Source organism: Streptococcus oralis subsp. oralis (assembly GCF_002096495.1).
GTDB classification, from domain to species: Bacteria; Bacillota; Bacilli; order Lactobacillales; family Streptococcaceae; genus Streptococcus; species Streptococcus oralis_CU.
Window position 1 is genome coordinate 374589 of record NZ_NCUO01000011.1, and the last position, 17363, is coordinate 391951.

The 17363-nt window shown below is 42.2% G+C and carries 21 protein-coding genes; 15 read left to right on the forward strand and 6 right to left on the reverse strand.

The window, feature by feature from the left end; genetic code table 11:
• Positions 1 to 59 precede the first annotated feature (59 nt).
• Positions 60 to 959: a TDT family transporter gene (locus tag B7717_RS05325; RefSeq protein ID WP_084944337.1), complete on the forward strand. Its 900-nt coding sequence runs from the start codon at positions 60 to 62 to the stop codon at positions 957 to 959.
• 25 nt (positions 960 to 984) lie between these two features.
• Here the strand turns inward: B7717_RS05325 and serS are convergent, their stop codons facing one another.
• The 3 genes from serS to B7717_RS05340 all read right to left on the reverse strand — a co-directional run bounded on the left by serS (position 985) and on the right by B7717_RS05340 (position 4212).
• Positions 985 to 2259: a serine--tRNA ligase gene (serS, locus tag B7717_RS05330; protein ID WP_049478069.1), complete on the reverse strand. Its 1275-nt coding sequence runs from the start codon at positions 2257 to 2259 to the stop codon at positions 985 to 987.
• 214 nt (positions 2260 to 2473) lie between these two features.
• Positions 2474 to 2845, reverse strand: a complete 372-nt coding sequence (locus B7717_RS05335; protein WP_000079379.1) for a DUF956 family protein — start codon at positions 2843 to 2845, stop codon at positions 2474 to 2476.
• Between the two features lie 2 nt (positions 2846 to 2847).
• Positions 2848 to 4212, reverse strand: a complete 1365-nt coding sequence (locus tag B7717_RS05340) for an aspartate kinase (RefSeq protein ID WP_049500877.1) — start codon at positions 4210 to 4212, stop codon at positions 2848 to 2850.
• Positions 4213 to 4495: 283 nt separating this feature from the next.
• Between B7717_RS05340 and B7717_RS05345 the strand changes: the two genes are divergently transcribed.
• The 14 genes from B7717_RS05345 (at position 4496) to B7717_RS05410 (ending at position 15911) form a co-directional block, all read left to right on the forward strand.
• Positions 4496 to 5281, forward strand: coding sequence for an enoyl-CoA hydratase (locus B7717_RS05345; protein ID WP_084944338.1), 786 nt, complete (start codon positions 4496 to 4498; stop codon positions 5279 to 5281).
• Positions 5282 to 5370: 89 nt separating this feature from the next.
• Positions 5371 to 5805 carry a fatty acid biosynthesis transcriptional regulator FabT gene (fabT, locus tag B7717_RS05350; protein ID WP_033630318.1) on the forward strand — a complete coding sequence of 145 codons (435 nt, stop codon included), beginning with the start codon at positions 5371 to 5373 and terminating at the stop codon, positions 5803 to 5805.
• Positions 5805 to 6779 carry a beta-ketoacyl-ACP synthase III gene (locus B7717_RS05355; protein ID WP_049478071.1) on the forward strand — a complete coding sequence of 325 codons (975 nt, stop codon included), beginning with the start codon at positions 5805 to 5807 and terminating at the stop codon, positions 6777 to 6779. Before fabT ends, B7717_RS05355 begins: the two co-directional genes overlap by 1 nt.
• Positions 6780 to 6836: 57 nt before the next feature.
• A complete protein-coding gene (locus tag B7717_RS05360) occupies positions 6837 to 7061 on the forward strand; it encodes an acyl carrier protein (RefSeq protein ID WP_049478072.1) in 225 nt (74 codons plus the stop codon).
• Between the two features lie 117 nt (positions 7062 to 7178).
• Positions 7179 to 8153 (forward strand): enoyl-[acyl-carrier-protein] reductase FabK, encoded by a 975-nt coding sequence (fabK, locus tag B7717_RS05365; RefSeq protein WP_000857451.1) that lies wholly within the window; start codon positions 7179 to 7181, stop codon positions 8151 to 8153.
• Positions 8146 to 9066: an ACP S-malonyltransferase gene (gene fabD / locus B7717_RS05370; protein WP_000167654.1), complete on the forward strand. Its 921-nt coding sequence runs from the start codon at positions 8146 to 8148 to the stop codon at positions 9064 to 9066. Before fabK ends, fabD begins: the two co-directional genes overlap by 8 nt.
• 45 nt (positions 9067 to 9111) lie before the next feature.
• A complete protein-coding gene (gene fabG, locus B7717_RS05375) occupies positions 9112 to 9843 on the forward strand; it encodes a 3-oxoacyl-[acyl-carrier-protein] reductase (protein ID WP_001177611.1) in 732 nt (243 codons plus the stop codon).
• A 28-nt stretch (positions 9844 to 9871) separates the two neighbouring features.
• Entirely contained in the window at positions 9872 to 11107 is a 1236-nt protein-coding gene (gene fabF / locus B7717_RS05380; RefSeq protein WP_049478074.1) for a beta-ketoacyl-ACP synthase II, read from the forward strand.
• 2 nt (positions 11108 to 11109) lie between these two features.
• Positions 11110 to 11598 (forward strand): acetyl-CoA carboxylase biotin carboxyl carrier protein, encoded by a 489-nt coding sequence (gene accB, locus B7717_RS05385; RefSeq protein WP_001052299.1) that lies wholly within the window; start codon positions 11110 to 11112, stop codon positions 11596 to 11598.
• Positions 11595 to 12017: a 3-hydroxyacyl-ACP dehydratase FabZ gene (fabZ, locus tag B7717_RS05390; protein WP_000565515.1), complete on the forward strand. Its 423-nt coding sequence runs from the start codon at positions 11595 to 11597 to the stop codon at positions 12015 to 12017. Before accB ends, fabZ begins: the two co-directional genes overlap by 4 nt.
• 11 nt (positions 12018 to 12028) lie before the next feature.
• Positions 12029 to 13396 carry an acetyl-CoA carboxylase biotin carboxylase subunit gene (gene accC / locus B7717_RS05395; protein ID WP_000488663.1) on the forward strand — a complete coding sequence of 456 codons (1368 nt, stop codon included), beginning with the start codon at positions 12029 to 12031 and terminating at the stop codon, positions 13394 to 13396.
• A gap of 35 nt (positions 13397 to 13431) precedes the next feature.
• A complete protein-coding gene (gene accD, locus B7717_RS05400; protein ID WP_084944339.1) occupies positions 13432 to 14298 on the forward strand; it encodes an acetyl-CoA carboxylase, carboxyltransferase subunit beta in 867 nt (288 codons plus the stop codon).
• The gene (locus B7717_RS05405; protein WP_042902822.1) at positions 14295 to 15062 is read left to right on the forward strand and encodes an acetyl-CoA carboxylase carboxyl transferase subunit alpha; all 768 of its coding nucleotides are present in this window, start codon (positions 14295 to 14297) and stop codon (positions 15060 to 15062) included. The genes accD and B7717_RS05405 overlap by 4 nt, the downstream gene beginning before the upstream one ends.
• A 147-nt stretch (positions 15063 to 15209) precedes the next feature.
• Positions 15210 to 15911, forward strand: coding sequence for a CPBP family intramembrane glutamic endopeptidase (locus B7717_RS05410; RefSeq protein ID WP_084944340.1), 702 nt, complete (start codon positions 15210 to 15212; stop codon positions 15909 to 15911).
• 48 nt (positions 15912 to 15959) lie between these two features.
• On the opposite strand, the gene nusB is transcribed toward B7717_RS05410, so the two are convergent.
• From nusB to efp, 3 genes are read right to left on the reverse strand one after another with little or no spacing between them, the layout of a single operon-like run.
• Positions 15960 to 16382 (reverse strand): transcription antitermination factor NusB, encoded by a 423-nt coding sequence (gene nusB / locus B7717_RS05415; RefSeq protein ID WP_000203659.1) that lies wholly within the window; start codon positions 16380 to 16382, stop codon positions 15960 to 15962.
• Positions 16375 to 16764, reverse strand: a complete 390-nt coding sequence (locus B7717_RS05420; protein ID WP_000510584.1) for an Asp23/Gls24 family envelope stress response protein — start codon at positions 16762 to 16764, stop codon at positions 16375 to 16377. Before B7717_RS05420 ends, nusB begins: the two co-directional genes overlap by 8 nt.
• A gap of 21 nt (positions 16765 to 16785) precedes the next feature.
• Positions 16786 to 17346, reverse strand: a complete 561-nt coding sequence (gene efp / locus B7717_RS05425) for an elongation factor P (RefSeq protein WP_000568640.1) — start codon at positions 17344 to 17346, stop codon at positions 16786 to 16788.
• Between the last annotated feature and the right edge of the window lie 17 nt (positions 17347 to 17363).

Here is a 17363-nt window from a genome sequence, read left to right on the forward strand (position 1 = left end):
TATGCTATTTTAAGGGCTTTTATGCTATACTAATAATAATATGATTAACGGAGGTTGCCATGAAAAAACTACCCTTGGTATTTTCTGGTTGTTTGTTAGGTTTGGCAGGTGCAGGAAACCTGATTGCGGATACTTGGCCTGTTCTATCGCACTTATTTAGTTTGACTGGATTGGTCTTATGGATCTTCTTTCTCCTTCTTCATCTAAGAAATTGGTCTGAAACCAAGAAAGAATTGACCAGGCCCCCTCTTTTATCTGGGATGGCCACTTTTCCTATGGCTGGGATGATTTTATCGACCTATGTCTTTCGCGTATTCCCTGCTCTTCCTATAGTAGCACAAGGGATCTGGTGGTTTTCATTTCTCTTGGATTTGGCTTTGATTGCTACTTTTACCATCAAATTTGCCTGTCCAGGTCGGAGGGTCAATGCGACTCCTAGCTGGACGGTACTCTATGTGGGGATAGCAGTAGCAGCCTTGACCTATCCTCTTGTCGGAATCATTGAAATTGCCTATGCGACCTTGAGTTTTGGTTTTGTCTTGACCTTCTATCTCTATCCCCTTATTTATAGCGATTTAAAGAAACATCCACTCCCAGTGGCCTTGCTTGGACAGGAAGGAATCTACTGTGCTCCCTTTTCCCTACTCTTAGCTTCTCTAGTTCGAGTTGGAGGAGCAGGCCTACCGACTTGGCTCTTGATTGTCATGATTTTGGCATCTCAGTCCTTCTTTTTCTTTGTTTTAACTCGCCTGCCCAATATTTTAAAACAAGGATTTCAACCAGCCTTCTCAGCCCTAACCTTCCCAACCATTATCACAGCTACTTCGCTCAAGATGGCTCAGGGAATTTTGAAACTTCCATTTCTGGATTATCTGGTATTGGCTGAAACCGTTATTTGCCTCACTATTTTATTCTTTGTCTTGGGTGCTTATCTGATTTGGTTACGAAAAAAGGTCTAGCTAGAAATAGCTAGGCCTTATTTTTTTATGGTTTGATAACTTCAGATCCACCCATATATGGACGAAGTGCTTCTGGAATAGTTACAGAACCATCTTCATTTTGGTAGTTTTCAAGAATGGCAGCCACTGTACGTCCAACTGCAAGTCCAGAACCATTCAAGGTGTGAAGGAGTTTCACCTTGCCATCTGCTTCATCACGGTAACGGATTTGAGCACGACGGGCTTGGAAATCTTCTGTATTTGAACAGCTTGAGATTTCACGATAGGTATTTTGGGCTGGAATCCAAACTTCCAAGTCGTAAGTCTTGGCAGCTGAGAAGCCCATGTCCCCAGTAGAGAGGGCCACCACACGGTATGGAAGGTTGAGTTTTTGAAGAATATTTTCAGCGTTGGCTGTCATTTTTTCCAATTCTTCGTATGATTCTTCTGGTTTGGCAAATTTGACCATTTCAACCTTGTGGAATTGGTGTAGACGAATCAAACCACGTGTATCACGACCAGCTGAACCAGCCTCAGAACGGAATGAAGGGCTCATAGCGGTAAAGTAGATTGGTAGGTCTTTACCGTCAAGGATTTCATCACGGTAGTAATTTGTCAAAGGCACTTCGGCTGTAGGAATGAGGACATAATTAGTGTCTTTCAATTCAAAAGTATCTTCCTTGAATTTTGGATATTGACCAGTACCAAACATAGAGTCATGGTTAACAATGTAAGGTGTGATAACTTCCGTATAGCCTTCTTTACCATGCTCATCCAACATGAAATTGTAGATAGCACGTTCCAAACGAGCCCCAAGTCCTTTATAGAAGAGGAAACGAGCTCCTGTTACCTTACCGCCACGTTCCCAGTCAAGGATACCAAGGTCTTCACCAAGATCCCAGTGAGCTTTTGGCTCGAAGTCAAACTCACGTGGAGTCCCCCAACGACGGACTTCCACATTGTCATCTTCATCAGCTCCAACAGGAACGCTGTCGGCAGGGATGTTTGGAAGAGTAGTGGTAAATTCTGTTAATTTAGCATCGATGTCCGCCAATTCAGCATCCAAGGCTTTGACTTCAGCAGATAGGGTTTGCATCGCAGCAATCTTGTCATCGGCATTTTCCTTGTTGCGCTTAGCTTGGGCAATCTCAGCTGAAACTGTGTTACGTTCTGCTTTTAAAGTTTCAACCTTGACCAAGATGTCACGACGTTTAGCATCGATTTCTTTCATCTCATTTAAGATAGCAGCATCTACACCACGTGTAGCTAATTTTTCAGCGACAGCATCAAAATCTGTACGAATACGTTTAATATCTAACATAAGAACTCCTTTATGAAAAAAAGCACACCTGACAAAGTGTTGGAGTGGCAGGGCCACGGTTCCATCCAACTTCACAGGTGTGCACTTGATTCTGTATTTAATTGTGAACAACGGTAGAATTTCACCTATCCCTCCTATCTGCTCGCAACACCCGCAGACTTTCTGAAAGAAGAGGATAACCTACTTATCCGTTGCTATGATTATACTAAAGTTTCTACTTTTTTGCAAATAGATTTTTAAGTTTTTGTCCAATGGTCTGTAGTAGAGTCGGAAGTTTCACGACCTTGTCGTTTCCTAATTTTTCCCGAGCGATTTTGAGGATAGCTCCAGAGTCTTTTGAAGCAAAGAGAAATTTTCCTTGATCAGTGAAGACTTCAAAGTGGCGGCTGATCTTGCGACCACTTACGTTGGCTCCGATTTGCTGAATGCTGGACCAGGGGATTTGGATATATTGTTCGACATTGACATCAGGATAAAACTCTAAGGCTTGATCCCCGACTAAAAATTTTCCAACTTTTCCAGAGATAGAGAGGTAAGATGTCCCAGTGGTTTGGAGGTCAATGACTTGATTGAGTGATTGGGCCATGATTAGTCTTCCTTACTTTCATCGAAAAAGGCATGATAGAGAGCCTTGATAGCGGCCTTCTCTTGCTCTTTATTGACAACAAACATGATGGAAACTTCACTTGAACCTTGGGACATCATCTGGATGTTGATTTTATTCTCAGACAAAGCCCGTGTTGCAGTAGCAGTTACCCCGATATGGCTCTTCATCTTTTCTCCGACAATCATAATGATGGAAAGGTCATGTTCGATTTCAGCATGGTCCACTTCAGCCTTTTGAACGAGTTGACGTAGAATTTCTTCTTCTTTGATAGGAGTTAATTCACGAGAGCGGAGGATGATTGAAAGATCGTCAATACCTGTAGGCATGTGTTCCCAACCGATATTGAGGTCCTCAAGGATTTGAAGAACCTTGCGACCAAACCCGACTTCGCGGTTCATGAGGTATTTTGACATGTTGATGCTGACGAATCCTGAGTCACCCGCAATTCCTACTACAGGGAATTTATCACTACTATGTTCTAAAACAATGCGTGTTCCTGGGTGGTCAGGGTTGTTGGTATTCTTGATGACAAGAGGAATTTTTCCGCGGTAAGCGGGTAGAAGAGCTTCGTCATGAAGAACTGAAAATCCAGCGTAAGCCAACTCACGCATTTCACGGTAGGTTAATTCAGGAATGGAGTGTGGTTGGTGGATAATACCAGGATGGGCAGCAAAGATACCATCTACGTCTGTAAAGTTCTCATAGAGATCAGCCTTAACACCTGCTGCAATGATAGAACCTGTGATATCTGAACCTCCACGTGAAAAAGTACAGATTTGATTTTCCTTAGTCACACCAAAGAAACCAGGGATGACAAGGACTTCGGTGCTATCAGCCAAGCCTTCAATCTTGTCATAACTAGATGGAATGATACGTGCGTTTCCAGGTTCACTTGTGACAACAATTCCAGCTTCTCTTGGGTGAACATAGCGTGCATCGATACCGTTTTGGTTAAAGTAGGCTGCAATCAATTTGGCATTGTTATTTTCTCCAGCCGCTAGGAAGGTATCATAGAGAAATTCATTGTCCTCTATAGGAAGAGTTGCCAAGGCCCGAATACTTTTAGAGATTTTTTCTAAAACAGCAGGTTTTAACCCTAGTTCACTAACCATAGCGGCATAACGGTCAATGATCCAGCTTTGGCTAGCACTGATGTCATTTCCAGCCACGTAGTCGCGATAGTATTTAATCAAGGCATCAGTTACCTTGGTATCTTCAGCATTGCGTTTTCCGGGTGCAGAAACGACTACAAAACGGCGTTCTTTATCACTTTTAACGATATTTAAGACTTTTTCTAACTGACCAGCAGAGGCAAGCGAGCTTCCGCCAAATTTTACAACCTTCATAAGGACTCCTCAAGTAAGTATTTTATACGATTATAGCAGAAAGAGGGGCATTTTTCAATGACGAAAATAACTTCCTATTATAATAGAAGAAAACACTAACTTATTCTGAAAAGCGATAACGATTTAAAAGTAAGAGTGTCAAATTTTACTCACACTCATAAATGATGGGTAAATAATCAGCTGAGACACTTTCCTTTAGTTTTTTCCTTGCCTCTTTATCCAAAAAAAGGTATACTTTGATGATAAAACAATTTTATTACCTTACAAAAGAAAAGGAGAAGCTATGAATCATATCTTATATCAGATCGTAGATGATCTGGCTATCATTACTTTGAATCGTCCCGAAGTGGCAAATGGTTTCCATATCCCAATGTGTGAGGAGATTTTAGAAGCTTTGACTCTAGCAGAGCAGGATCAAGCTGTGCAGTTCATCTTGATTAATGCTAATGGGAAGGTTTTTTCAGTTGGGGGAGACTTGGTTGAGATGAAACGAGCAGTAGACGAAGATGATATCCCTTCTTTGAATAAGATTGCAGAATTAGTCAATACAATTTCTTTTAAAATCAAGCAAATTCCAAAACCTGTTTTGATGGAGGTAGATGGAGCGGTTGCTGGTGCTGCAGCAAATATGGCAGTAGCAGTTGATTTCTGTTTAGCGACTGACAAGGCAAAATTCATTCAAGCCTTTGTCGGAGTTGGATTGGCGCCAGACGCTGGTGGGATTCATCTCTTGAGTCGTAGTATCGGGGTAACACGGGCTGCACAACTTGCCATGACAGGTGAAGCTTTGACTGCTGAAAAAGCGCTAGAATGGGGCGTGGTATACCGTGTTTGTGAAGTTGACAAATTAGAAAAAACAAGAGAACAGGTTCTGAAAAAATTAAGAAGAGGTTCAGCAAACTCATACGCAGCGATTAAAAAGCTAGTTTGGGAAAGTCAATTTAAGGATTGGCAGAATTATGCTGAATTAGAATTGGAATTACAAGAATCGTTATCTTTAACTGAAGACTTTAAAGAAGGGGTTCGAGCACATTCTGAAAGAAGAAGACCAAAATTTACAGGAATGTAAAAAAATACTTGCACAATTTTTTGAAGTTTGATATACTTCTTTTATCAAATGCTTTGATTGTGAAAGTTTTTTAGAGGGAGGGAAACGATTTGGACTACCAACAAGTAAATGATTATCTAACATCTATTTTTAATAACGTCCTTGTGATCGAGGAGGTTAGCTTACGAGGTAGTCGATTCAAAGACATCTCCATCAAAGAAATGCACACGATTGATGTGATTGGGAAGTTCCCGGAGGCAACGCCAAGTAAGGTTTCAAAAGAACTGATGGTAACTCTTGGGACAGTGACGACGAGCTTGAATAACCTGGAAAGAAAAGGTTATATTGAGCGTATTCGTTCTGATCAGGATAGACGTGTAGTGTATCTGCATTTGACCAAGAAAGGTCGGTTAGTCCATCGTCTTCATAGACGTTTTCACAAGGCAATGGTCGAAAAAATCATCGATGGCATGAGTCCTGAGGAAATAGAAGTTATGGGTAGAGGATTAATCAATCTTTATCAATTCTTGGAGGATTTGAAATAATGGCTTTTGCAAAAATAAGCCAGGTTGCTCATTATGTTCCAGAGCAAGTGGTCACTAATCATGACTTAGCCCAAATCATGGACACAAGCGATGAGTGGATTTCAAGTCGGACAGGAATTAAACAGAGACATATCTCAAAAACAGAGTCTACAAGTGATTTGGCGACAGAAGTAGCTAAGAGCTTGTTGGCTAAAGGGAGCTTAACAGCGGATCAGATTGATTTTATCATTGTAGCGACGATTACTCCAGACTCGATGATGCCTTCCACGGCAGCTCGAGTTCAGGCAAATATCGGAGCGCATAGAGCTTTCGCCTTTGATCTGACAGCAGCTTGTAGTGGCTTTGTATTCGCTCTCTCAACTGCAGAAAAGTTTTTAAGTTCTGGACAGTTCAAAAAAGGGATTGTTATCGGGGCTGAGACCTTATCCAAGGCAGTTGATTGGTCAGATCGTTCGACAGCTGTTCTCTTTGGGGATGGTGCTGGTGGGGTTCTCTTGGAAGCGAGCGAAACACGTCACTTCCTTGTGGAAAGTCTCTATACGGATGGCTCTCGGAGCGAGTGTTTGACCTATGGTCAAACGGCTTTGGCTTCTCCTTTCTCGTATCAAGAAGCAGTTCCTGCTTTTTTGAAAATGGATGGACGAGCAGTTTTTGATTTTGCAAATCGTGATGTTGCTAGATCGATCAAAGAAACCATTGAAAATGGTCCAATCGCAGCATCGGAATTGGATTATCTCCTGCTTCATCAGGCAAATATCCGCATTTTGGATAAGATGGCAAAGAAAATAGGCGTAGACCGAGACAAGCTTCCTGCCAATATGACGGAGTATGGGAATACCAGTGCAGCAAGTATCCCGATTTTGCTCTCAGAGTGTGTGGAGAATGGTATGATTCGTTTAGATGGTAGCCAGACGATTCTCCTATCAGGCTTCGGTGGAGGTTTGACATGGGGCACACTCATTCTTACAATCTAGGTAATCATGTGGTAAACACATAGTTATAAATTTTTTATATTTTAAAGGAGTCCTATCATGGCAGTATTTGAAAAAGTACAAGAAATTATCGTTGAAGAACTTGGGAAAGAAGCATCAGAAGTAACACTTGAATCTACTTTTGATGATTTGGATGCAGATTCATTGGACTTATTCCAAGTAATCTCTGAAATCGAAGATGCTTTCGATATCCAAATCGAAGCAGAAGATAACTTGAAAACAGTTGGTGACTTGGTTGCCTACGTTGAAGAGCAAACAAAATAATTAACATATTACTAGAAGGAGTAGGGGAAACCCACTCCCTCTTGTTTAGGTAATAGTTTGAAACTCAAACGATAAATTCATCGAACTATTACGTAAGCAAGGAATGATGGAGGCACTATGAAAACACGTATTACAGAATTATTGAACATTGATTATCCTATTTTTCAAGGAGGAATGGCCTGGGTTGCAGACGGTGACTTGGCTGGTGCAGTATCAAAAGCTGGTGGTCTAGGAATTATCGGTGGTGGGAATGCACCTAAAGAGGTCGTAAAGGCTAATATCGATAAAATCAAATCACTTACGGACAAACCTTTTGGTGTCAACATCATGCTCTTGTCACCTTTTGTAGAAGACATCGTTGATCTCGTGATTGAAGAAGGGGTCAAGGTGGTTACAACTGGTGCAGGAAATCCAAGTAAATACATGACTCGTTTCCATGATGCAGGAATTACAGTTATTCCTGTTGTTCCAAGTGTTGCTTTGGCAAAACGCATGGAAAAAATTGGTGCAGATGCGGTTATTGCAGAGGGAATGGAAGCCGGTGGACATATTGGTAAATTAACAACGATGACCTTGGTTCGCCAAGTTGCTGCAGCTGTTTCAATTCCGGTTATCGCAGCTGGAGGAATTGCGGACGGTGAAGGTGTCGCTGCAGGCTTTATGCTTGGTGCAGAGGCTGTTCAAGTTGGTACGCGTTTCGTAGTAGCCAAGGAATCTAACGCCCATCCAAAATACAAGGAAAAAATCTTAAAAGCGCGTGATATCGATACGACTATTTCAGCTCAACATTTTGGACATGCTGTTCGCGCCATTAAAAATCAGTTGACACGTGACTTTGAACAGGCTGAAAAGGATGCCTTTAAACAAGAAGATCCAGATTTAGAAATCTTTGAGCAAATGGGAGCTGGTGCTCTTGCTAAAGCCGTTGTTCATGGAGATGTAGAAGGTGGATCCGTCATGGCAGGTCAGATCGCTGGTTTGGTTTCTAAAGAGGAAACTGTCGAAGAAATCCTAAAAGATCTATACTATGGCGCTGCCAAAAAAATTCAAGAAGAAGCCTCTCGTTGGGCAGGAGTTGTAAGAAATGACTAAAACAGCCTTTCTATTTGCCGGTCAAGGTGCTCAATATCTTGGGATGGGACGAGACCTCTATGAACACTATCCTATTGTCAAGGAAACCATTGATCAAGCTAGTCAAGTACTGGGTTATGACCTTCGTGACTTGATTGATAAGGAAGAAACAAAGTTAAACCAGACTCGTTATACACAGCCAGCTATTTTGGCGACCTCGGTTTCTATTTACCGACTATTGAAAGAAAAGGGTTATCAGCCGGATATGGTAGCAGGATTGTCTCTTGGTGAATATTCTGCTCTTGTAGCAAGCGGTGCCTTGGACTTTGAAGAGGCAGTTGCCTTGGTTGCTAAGCGCGGGGCTTATATGGAAGAGGCGGCGCCTGCTGGTTCAGGCAAGATGGTAGCCGTCCTCAATACTCCAGTAGATGTGATAGAGGAAGCTTGCAAAACTGCTTCTGAAGTCGGTATAGTCACTCCAGCTAACTACAATACTCCAAGCCAAATCGTCATTGGTGGTGAAGTGGCTGCAGTTGACCGTGCGGTCCAACTCTTGCAGGAAGCAGGAGCCAAACGATTGATTCCTTTAAATGTATCTGGTCCTTTCCATACAGCTCTTCTTGAGCCAGCCAGTCAGCAACTAGCTGGAGCTCTTGAAGGAGTGAGTTTCTCTGACTTTACTTGCCCACTAGTCGGCAATACGGAAGCTGCTGTTATGGAAAAAGGTCGAATCCAAGAGCTTTTGACGCGTCAGGTCAAAGAACCTGTTCGTTTTTATGAAAGTATTGCTGTGATGCAGGATGCTGGGGTAACCAACTTTATTGAAATTGGTCCTGGTAAGGTCCTATCAGGCTTTGTCAAAAAAATCGATAAAACAGCTCAGCTAGCTAACGTTGAAGACCAAGCAAGCTTGGATGCTTTGTTAGGAAACTAATGATCCCTTCTCCCACAAAATACAACAGGAAATAGGAGAAATAGAATGCAACTTACAAACAAAAATGTCTTTGTAACAGGTTCAAGTCGTGGTATCGGACTTGCCATTGCTCACAAATTTGCCCAACTAGGCGCTAATGTAGTCTTGAATAGTCGAGGAGCAATCTCAGAAGAATTGCTAGCTGAGTTTTCAAACTATGGTGTCAAAGTAGTACCGATTTCAGGTGATGTTTCAGACTTTGCAGATGCCAAGCGTATGATAGATCAAGCGATTGCAGAACTCGGTTCTGTCGATGTCTTGGTCAACAATGCTGGGATCACTCAAGATACGCTTATGCTCAAGATGACTGAAGAAGACTTTGAAAAAGTGATTAAGATCAACTTGACAGGTGCCTTCAACATGACGCAAGCAGTTTTGAAACAGATGATCAAGGCACGTGAAGGTGCGATTATCAATATGTCTAGTGTGGTCGGTTTGATGGGAAATATCGGACAAGCCAACTATGCAGCTTCTAAAGCAGGTTTGATTGGTTTTACCAAGTCAGTTGCGCGTGAAGTTGCCAATCGCAACGTACGCGTAAATGCTCTTGCACCAGGAATGATCGAATCAGATATGACGGCTGTTTTATCTGATAAGGTCAAGGAAGCGACATTGGCTCAAATCCCAATGAAACATTTTGGTCAAGCAGAACATATCGCAGATGCTACAGTGTTCCTGGCTGGACAGGATTATTTGACTGGACAAGTTCTCGCTGTTGATGGCGGACTTAGCATGTAAAAAATAAGGAAAGATATAGGTAAGACAGATGAAACTAAATCGAGTTGTAGTAACAGGTTACGGATTGACCTCTCCTATCGGAAATACTCCAGAAGAATTTTGGAACAGTTTGCAAACTGGGAAAATTGGAATTGGAGAAATCACTAAGTTTGACCACAGCGAATTTGCTGTGCACAATGCGGCAGAAGTTCAAGATTTCCCATTTGATAAATACTTTGTCAAAAAAGATACCAATCGTTTTGACAACTATTCTTTGTATGCCTTATATGCGGCTCAAGAAGCAGTGACAAATGCAAATCTTGATGTAGAAGCAATCGATAAGGATCGCTTTGGTGTCATCGTGGCTTCTGGTATTGGGGGAATTAAAGAAATCGAAGATCAGGTTATCCGTCTTCATGAAAAAGGTCCAAAACGCGTTAAACCAATGACACTTCCAAAAGCCTTGCCAAATATGGCTTCAGGAAATGTTGCCATGCGTTTCGGAGCAAACGGTATCTGTAAATCAATCAATACAGCCTGTGCTTCATCAAACGATGCCATTGGGGATGCCTTCCGCTCTATCAAGTTTGGTTTCCAAGATGTCATGTTAGTTGGTGGATCAGAATCATCTATCACTCCTTTTGCTATCGCTGGTTTCCAAGCTTTGACCGCCCTATCAACTACAGAGGATCCAACTCGTGCTTCTATCCCATTTGACAAAGATCGTAACGGATTTGTGATGGGAGAAGGTTCAGGAATGTTGGTTCTTGAAAGCCTTGAACATGCTGAAAAACGTGGTGCAACTATCTTGGCTGAAGTAGTTGGCTACGGTAATACCTGTGATGCTTACCATATGACTTCACCTCATCCAGAGGGTCAAGGTGCGATTAAGGCTATGAAGTTGGCTTTGGAAGAAGCAGAAATTTCTCCAGAGCAAGTGGCTTACGTCAACGCCCACGGAACTTCAACTCCTGCTAATGAAAAAGGAGAAAGTGGTGCGATCGTAGCTGTCCTTGGTAAAGAAGTACCTGTATCTTCAACCAAGTCCTTTACAGGACACTTGCTTGGTGCTGCAGGGGCAGTAGAAGCCATCGCTACCATCGAAGCCATGCGTCATAACTATGTACCAATGACAGCTGGTACAAGCGAGTTGTCAGACTATATCGAAGCCAATGTCGTTTATGGAAAAGGCTTGGAGCAAGAAATCCCTTATGCTATTTCAAACACTTTTGGTTTTGGCGGACACAACGCGGTTCTTGCTTTCAAACGTTGGGAGAATAAATAATTATGAATTTAAATGAAATCAAGGACTTGATGGCTCAATTTGACCAATCAAGTTTGAGAGAATTTTCTTATAAAAATGGAACGGACGAATTGCAGTTTAGTAAGAATGAAGCAAGAATGGCTTCTGAAGCACCAGCTCAAGTTGCTCCAGTGCCAGCTGCAGTGGTTGCTAGTCCAGTAGTTTCGGCCCCTTCAACTCCAGTAGAGAGTGCAGTGGAAGAAGCTCCAGCACCAGCTGAAACGACGGTTGCTCCAGAGGGTGATGTCGTTGAGAGCCCACTTGTAGGGGTGGCTTACTTGGCTGCTGGACCAGATAAACCTGCCTTTGTCACAGTCGGGGATAGTGTTAAAAAAGGTCAGACTTTGGTGATCATCGAAGCCATGAAAGTCATGAATGAAATTCCTGCACCTAAGGATGGTGTGGTGACAGAAATTCTCGTTTCAAATGAAGAAATGGTTGAGTTCGGTAAAGGATTGGTACGTATCAAATGATCGATATTCAAGGAATTAAAGAAGCTCTACCCCATCGCTACCCTATGCTCCTAGTGGACCGTGTCTTGGAAGTGAGTGAAGATACTATTGTTGCCATTAAAAATGTCACGATAAACGAACCTTTCTTTAATGGTCATTTTCCACAATACCCAGTCATGCCAGGTGTTCTAATCATGGAAGCCTTGGCTCAGACTGCTGGTGTCTTGGAATTGTCCAAACCTGAAAATAAAGGGAAACTGGTCTTTTACGCTGGCATGGACAAGGTTAAGTTCAAGAAGCAAGTTGTACCAGGTGATCAATTGGTCATGACGGCTACTTTTGTCAAACGTCGTGGTACGATTGCTGTGGTTGAAGCAAAGGCTGAAGTAGATGGTAAGCTTGCAGCGAGTGGTACTCTTACCTTTGCAATTGGAAACTAAGGAGGTTCTCCATGTTTCGTAAAATTTTAATTGCCAACCGTGGTGAGATTGCGGTTCGCATTATTCGAGCTGCGCGTGAATTGGGCATTGCGACCGTGGCAGTTTATTCAACTGCTGATAAGGAAGCTCTTCACACACTCCTAGCGGATGAAGCTATCTGTATTGGACCTGGTAAGGCGACAGAATCTTATCTCAATATCAACGCTATTTTGTCTGCTGCAGTCTTGACAGAAGCAGAAGCCATCCACCCAGGTTTTGGTTTTCTTAGCGAAAACTCCAAGTTTGCCACGATGTGTGATGAAGTGGGGATTAAGTTTATCGGCCCTTCTGGGGCTGTAATGGATACCATGGGAGATAAGATCAATGCGCGTGAGCAAATGATCAAGGCTGGAGTTCCAGTTATCCCAGGATCTGATGGTGAAGTTCACACGGCTGAAGAGGCGCTTGCAGTTGCAGAAAAAATTGGCTATCCAGTCATGCTTAAGGCATCGGCAGGTGGTGGTGGAAAAGGGATTCGTAAGGTTGAAAAGGCAGAAGACTTGGTCGCAGCCTTTGAAACAGCATCCAGCGAAGCCAAGGCCAACTTTGGAAATGGCGCTATGTATCTTGAGCGTGTGATCTATCCAGCTCGCCATATTGAGGTTCAGATCCTTGCGGACCAAGAGGGTCATGTTGTCCATCTTGGTGAACGGGATTGTTCACTTCAACGGAATAACCAAAAGGTCTTAGAAGAAAGCCCATCCATTGCGATTGGCAAAACCCTTCGTCATGAAATTGGTGCTGCAGCCGTTCGTGCAGCAGAGTCTGTAGGTTATGAAAATGCAGGGACGATTGAATTTCTTCTCGATGAAGCGAGTGGCAATTTCTACTTCATGGAAATGAATACTCGTGTGCAAGTGGAGCACCCAGTCACAGAGTTTGTTTCAGGTGTTGATATCGTGAAGGAACAGATTCGCATTGCTGCCGGGCAACCTTTACCTTTCAAACAAGAAGATATCGTCCTACGAGGTCATGCTATCGAGTGCCGGATCAATGCGGAAAATCCAGCATTTAACTTTGCTCCAAGCCCAGGTAAAATTACCAATCTCTATCTACCAAGTGGTGGAGTTGGCTTGCGCGTGGACTCAGCAGTTTATCCAGGTTATACTATTCCCCCTTACTATGATAGTATGATTGCTAAAATCATTGTTCATGGGGAGAATCGTTTTGATGCTCTTATGAAGATGCAACGGGCACTTTATGAACTTGATATTGAAGGAGTGCAAACCAATGCAGACTTCCAGTTGGATCTGATTTCAGACCGCCGAGTTATCGCTGGTGACTACGATACTTCCTTCTTGATGGAAACTTTCTTGCCAAAATACCAAGAAAAAGAATAGACTTTCAAATAGTATGAGAACTAAAAGGGGGAGTTATGGCTCTATTTAGTAAAAAGGATAAGTATATTCGGATCAATCCTAACCGTTCCGTAAGGCAGAAACCACAAGCCAAGCCTGAGGTTCCGGATGAACTCTTCTCCCAGTGTCCTGGTTGTAAACACACCATTTATCAAAAGGATCTTGGGAGCGAACGAATTTGTCCCCATTGTAGCTATACTTTCCGTATTTCAGCTCAGGAACGCTTGGATTTGACGATTGATTCTGGTAGCTTTGTGGAGATGTTTACAGGTATTAAAACTCAAGATCCATTAAACTTTCCTGCCTACCAGAAAAAATTGGCTACTATGCGTGAAAAGACAGGTTTGGATGAAGCAGTACTAACTGGTACAGCTAGCATCAAGGGGCAAAAAGTTGCCCTTGGGATCATGGATTCAAACTTTATCATGGCTTCTATGGGAACCGTTGTGGGTGAAAAAATCACGCGCTTGTTTGAGTATGCAACGGTAGAAAACTTGCCAGTCGTTCTCTTCACAGCTTCTGGTGGAGCCCGTATGCAAGAAGGAATCATGAGTTTGATGCAAATGGCTAAGATTTCTGCGGCGGTTCAACGTCATTCCAAGGCAGGACTTTTTTACCTAACTATTTTAACCGATCCGACAACAGGTGGGGTGACTGCTTCTTTTGCTATGGAAGGTGATATTATCCTAGCGGAGCCACAGAGTTTGGTTGGGTTTGCTGGACGTCGTGTTATCGAAAATACAGTTCGTGAGACCTTGCCGGATGACTTCCAAAAGGCAGAATTTCTACTTGAACATGGATTTGTTGATGCAATTGTTAAACGGAGAGAATTGCCTGAAACAATTGCTAAATTAGTAAGATTGCATGGAGGAAGTCGCGGATGAATATTGCAAAAATAGTCAGAGAGGCACGCGAGCAGAGTCGCTTGACCGCACTTGATTTTGCCAATGGAATCTTTGACGAGTTTATCGAATTGCATGGAGATCGCTCTTTCCGTGATGATGGTGCGATCATCGGTGGAATTGGTTGGTTAGGTGACCAAGCAGTAACTGTCGTTGGTATCCAAAAGGGAAAAAGTCTTCATGATAACCTCAAACGGAATTTTGGGCAACCTCATCCAGAAGGCTATCGTAAGGCCTTGCGCCTGATGAAACAGGCAGAAAAGTTTGGCCGACCAGTTGTGACTTTTATCAATACGGCGGGTGCTTACCCAGGTGTTGGAGCCGAGGAACGTGGACAAGGTGAAGCAATTGCCCGAAACCTGATGGAAATGAGTGACCTCAAGGTTCCAATCATCGCGATTATTATCGGTGAAGGTGGATCTGGTGGGGCTCTAGCTCTAGCCGTAGCTAATCGTGTCTGGATGTTAGAAAACTCAATCTACGCAGTACTTAGCCCGGAAGGATTTGCCTCTATCCTTTGGAAGGATGGAAGTCGTGCTATGGAAGCGGCGGAGTTGATGAAAATCACTTCACATGAACTCCTAGAAATGGGAATCGTAGACAAGGTAATCTCAGAAGCAGGGCTGTCAAGTAAAGAACTGCTAGGTTGCGTTAAAAATGAATTGCATGCAGAACTAAATAGGTTGCAAGAACTACCACTCGACCAACTTATCGAAGAACGTTACCAACGCTTTAGAAAATACTAAGAAAATTTAAAAGCTAGAACATTTTGTTCTAGCTATTTTGATAATAGAGCATGGATAAACATGAATACTCTAGATAAATAAGAAAAACAATAAATAGTATATCCTCTATATTGCCCTAATAGAGAGTTTACCATTAGGAGAGAAAGAATGAAAAAGACAATACATTTAGGAATCTGTATGGTTTTAATATTCCTGTACATTTATTTAACGCCATTAGGAGCTATAACTCTAGCTAGGACCTTTGGTTTAGGAATGGACAGCTATATAATCTTCCTAGTTGGAGAAGTGTTACTTATTTTCTTTTTATTCGTTTTGTGGTTGAAAAAGAAGAAGATGCTCTTTATCTTCGAGAAAAAGGGTTGGCGCTGGTCTTATCTCGCTTTCTTGGTGGCTTGTTTCCTTATCTATTCTTTTTTAAATGGATTTAGAATGCAGAACATTCGATTGATTGACCATAGCTTTATTTTCCAAGACCTTCTTTCGGAACTTTACTTAAATGGACGAGAAACGACTCTATCAAGTCTTGTATTTTTAATCTTTAACATTTCGATTGTACCTGTTGTTGAGGAGACAATCTATAGGGGTTATTTTATGAATACCTTCTTTCCAAAGTCGGAGTTTTATTTGGATGTGATCTTGTCTTCTTTCATCTTTGGGCTCAGTCACTTGGTTCTATCCCATCGTGACCCCATCAGTCTCATCATTTATAGTATTCTTGGTCTTCTATTTGCAGTCGCTTATCGAGTTACGGGTAGTCTTCGATTTACCATTGTTTGTCATAGTTTCTATAATGCAATTCCCTATGCTCCGTCAATCTTATTTTATATTTATTATTTGATTTTTAGATAGTAGGAAGTAAAGAAAAAGTGTTTGATAGATATCAAACACTTTTTCTTTTTACTGTTCTTCTGTTACAAACTGGCTGAGCAGTCCGTTGATAAAACGGGCAGATTTTTGATCTGAGAAGTCCTTTGCAAGCTCGATAGCTTCGTTAACAGCAACCAACTGAGGGGTGTCAAATGAAGTGATTTCAAAGACTCCCAAGCGAAGGAGGTTTCTCTCCACGAGCGTTAAACGCTCGATGGTCCAACCTGCTTTTAAATGCTGTGTAATTTGCTTGTCTAGTTCTTCCTTTTTAGCCTGAACACCAGAAACTAGCTCTGTCAAAAAGGCTGGAAGTTGCACATCCGTATCTTCACGATCATGAGTATAGGCGAAACGACAAGCAGTTTCGACATCCGTACCGAATTCAAGGCTCATGAGAGCTTGAAAAGCGCATTTACGGAGTTGGCGTCTAGATTCTAATAGTGGACTAGTCATTGAGGAAGTCCTCGTCAAATAGATCTTTCAATTCTGGTTTTGGTGTTTTATCTGGAACGATACCTGCAACGTGAATATTGATAGCAGCGAGTTCTACATCAGCCATATTACGAACGGCATCTTTAACAGCTTTCTGGATAGCAACAGCTACCTTAGGAACTTTTACTCCGTACTCAAGGTAGAGATAGATATCTGCTGTGAGTTCTTCGTCCACGTTTTTTAGATAAACACCACGGCCGAGAGAAAGTTTTGAAAGGGTGTCAGATACTGATTTGTTTGAAAAAGAGTGAACACCCTCTACTTTTGCAGTAGCAATAGCAATGATTTTTTCAAGTACACGTGGGGCGATAACGATTTCGCCAAGTTGTTCTTCAATTCCCATAGAATGACCTCTTTCTAGAGATTAGGCACGAGAAACGTAAGTTCCTTCTGCAGTGTTGATAACGAGTTTTTGTCCTGCTTCGATGAAGTCTGGAACGTTTACGACAAGTCCAGTTTCCATCGTTGCTGGTTTACCAGAACCTGTAACAGTAGCACCTTTGATAGAAGGTTGAGTTTCTGCAACTGTCAATTCGACAGTAGTAGGAACGGTAACACCAATCACTTCAGTTCCGTAGAATTGGATCTTCACATCAGAGTTTTCAAGGATGTAAAGCAATTCGTTTTCAACGTTGACTACAGGGATTTCGTATTGGTCGTAAGTTTCTGTGTTCATGAAGTAGGCTGTGTCATCCATTTTGTACAAGTATTGAGCTGGGACAGTCTCGATGATAGCTTGTTCAAATTTTTCCTCTGGACGGTAGCTTGTGTCAAATGTAGAACCAGTACGGACATCACGCAATTTCATACGCATGATGGTGTTTCCTTTACCTGGTTTGTGGTGGCTAGCTTCCAAAACGCGGATCAATTTTCCGTCAGCTGTTTCAAAGGTCATACCAGCCTTTAATTTACTTGCTTCAATCATGTTTTTACCTCTTTAAT

Coding starts and splice junctions, on each gene's coding strand:
- B7717_RS05325 (WP_084944337.1), top strand. CDS start 60: ATGAAAAAACTACCCTTGGTATTTTCTGGTTGTTTGTTAGGTTTGGCA.
- fabF (WP_049478074.1), top strand. CDS start 9,872: ATGAAACTAAATCGAGTTGTAGTAACAGGTTACGGATTGACCTCTCCT.
- B7717_RS05340 (WP_049500877.1), bottom strand. CDS start 4,212: ATGAAGGTTGTAAAATTTGGCGGAAGCTCGCTTGCCTCTGCTGGTCAG.
- fabD (WP_000167654.1), top strand. CDS start 8,146: ATGACTAAAACAGCCTTTCTATTTGCCGGTCAAGGTGCTCAATATCTT.
- efp (WP_000568640.1), bottom strand. CDS start 17,346: ATGATTGAAGCAAGTAAATTAAAGGCTGGTATGACCTTTGAAACAGCT.
- accC (WP_000488663.1), top strand. CDS start 12,029: ATGTTTCGTAAAATTTTAATTGCCAACCGTGGTGAGATTGCGGTTCGC.
- fabK (WP_000857451.1), top strand. CDS start 7,179: ATGAAAACACGTATTACAGAATTATTGAACATTGATTATCCTATTTTT.
- fabG (WP_001177611.1), top strand. CDS start 9,112: ATGCAACTTACAAACAAAAATGTCTTTGTAACAGGTTCAAGTCGTGGT.
- fabZ (WP_000565515.1), top strand. CDS start 11,595: ATGATCGATATTCAAGGAATTAAAGAAGCTCTACCCCATCGCTACCCT.
- B7717_RS05410 (WP_084944340.1), top strand. CDS start 15,210: ATGAAAAAGACAATACATTTAGGAATCTGTATGGTTTTAATATTCCTG.
- B7717_RS05355 (WP_049478071.1), top strand. CDS start 5,805: ATGGCTTTTGCAAAAATAAGCCAGGTTGCTCATTATGTTCCAGAGCAA.
- B7717_RS05335 (WP_000079379.1), bottom strand. CDS start 2,845: ATGGCCCAATCACTCAATCAAGTCATTGACCTCCAAACCACTGGGACA.
- B7717_RS05420 (WP_000510584.1), bottom strand. CDS start 16,764: ATGGGAATTGAAGAACAACTTGGCGAAATCGTTATCGCCCCACGTGTA.
- accB (WP_001052299.1), top strand. CDS start 11,110: ATGAATTTAAATGAAATCAAGGACTTGATGGCTCAATTTGACCAATCA.
- serS (WP_049478069.1), bottom strand. CDS start 2,259: ATGTTAGATATTAAACGTATTCGTACAGATTTTGATGCTGTCGCTGAA.
- B7717_RS05405 (WP_042902822.1), top strand. CDS start 14,295: ATGAATATTGCAAAAATAGTCAGAGAGGCACGCGAGCAGAGTCGCTTG.
- B7717_RS05345 (WP_084944338.1), top strand. CDS start 4,496: ATGAATCATATCTTATATCAGATCGTAGATGATCTGGCTATCATTACT.
- nusB (WP_000203659.1), bottom strand. CDS start 16,382: ATGACTAGTCCACTATTAGAATCTAGACGCCAACTCCGTAAATGCGCT.
- accD (WP_084944339.1), top strand. CDS start 13,432: ATGGCTCTATTTAGTAAAAAGGATAAGTATATTCGGATCAATCCTAAC.
- B7717_RS05360 (WP_049478072.1), top strand. CDS start 6,837: ATGGCAGTATTTGAAAAAGTACAAGAAATTATCGTTGAAGAACTTGGG.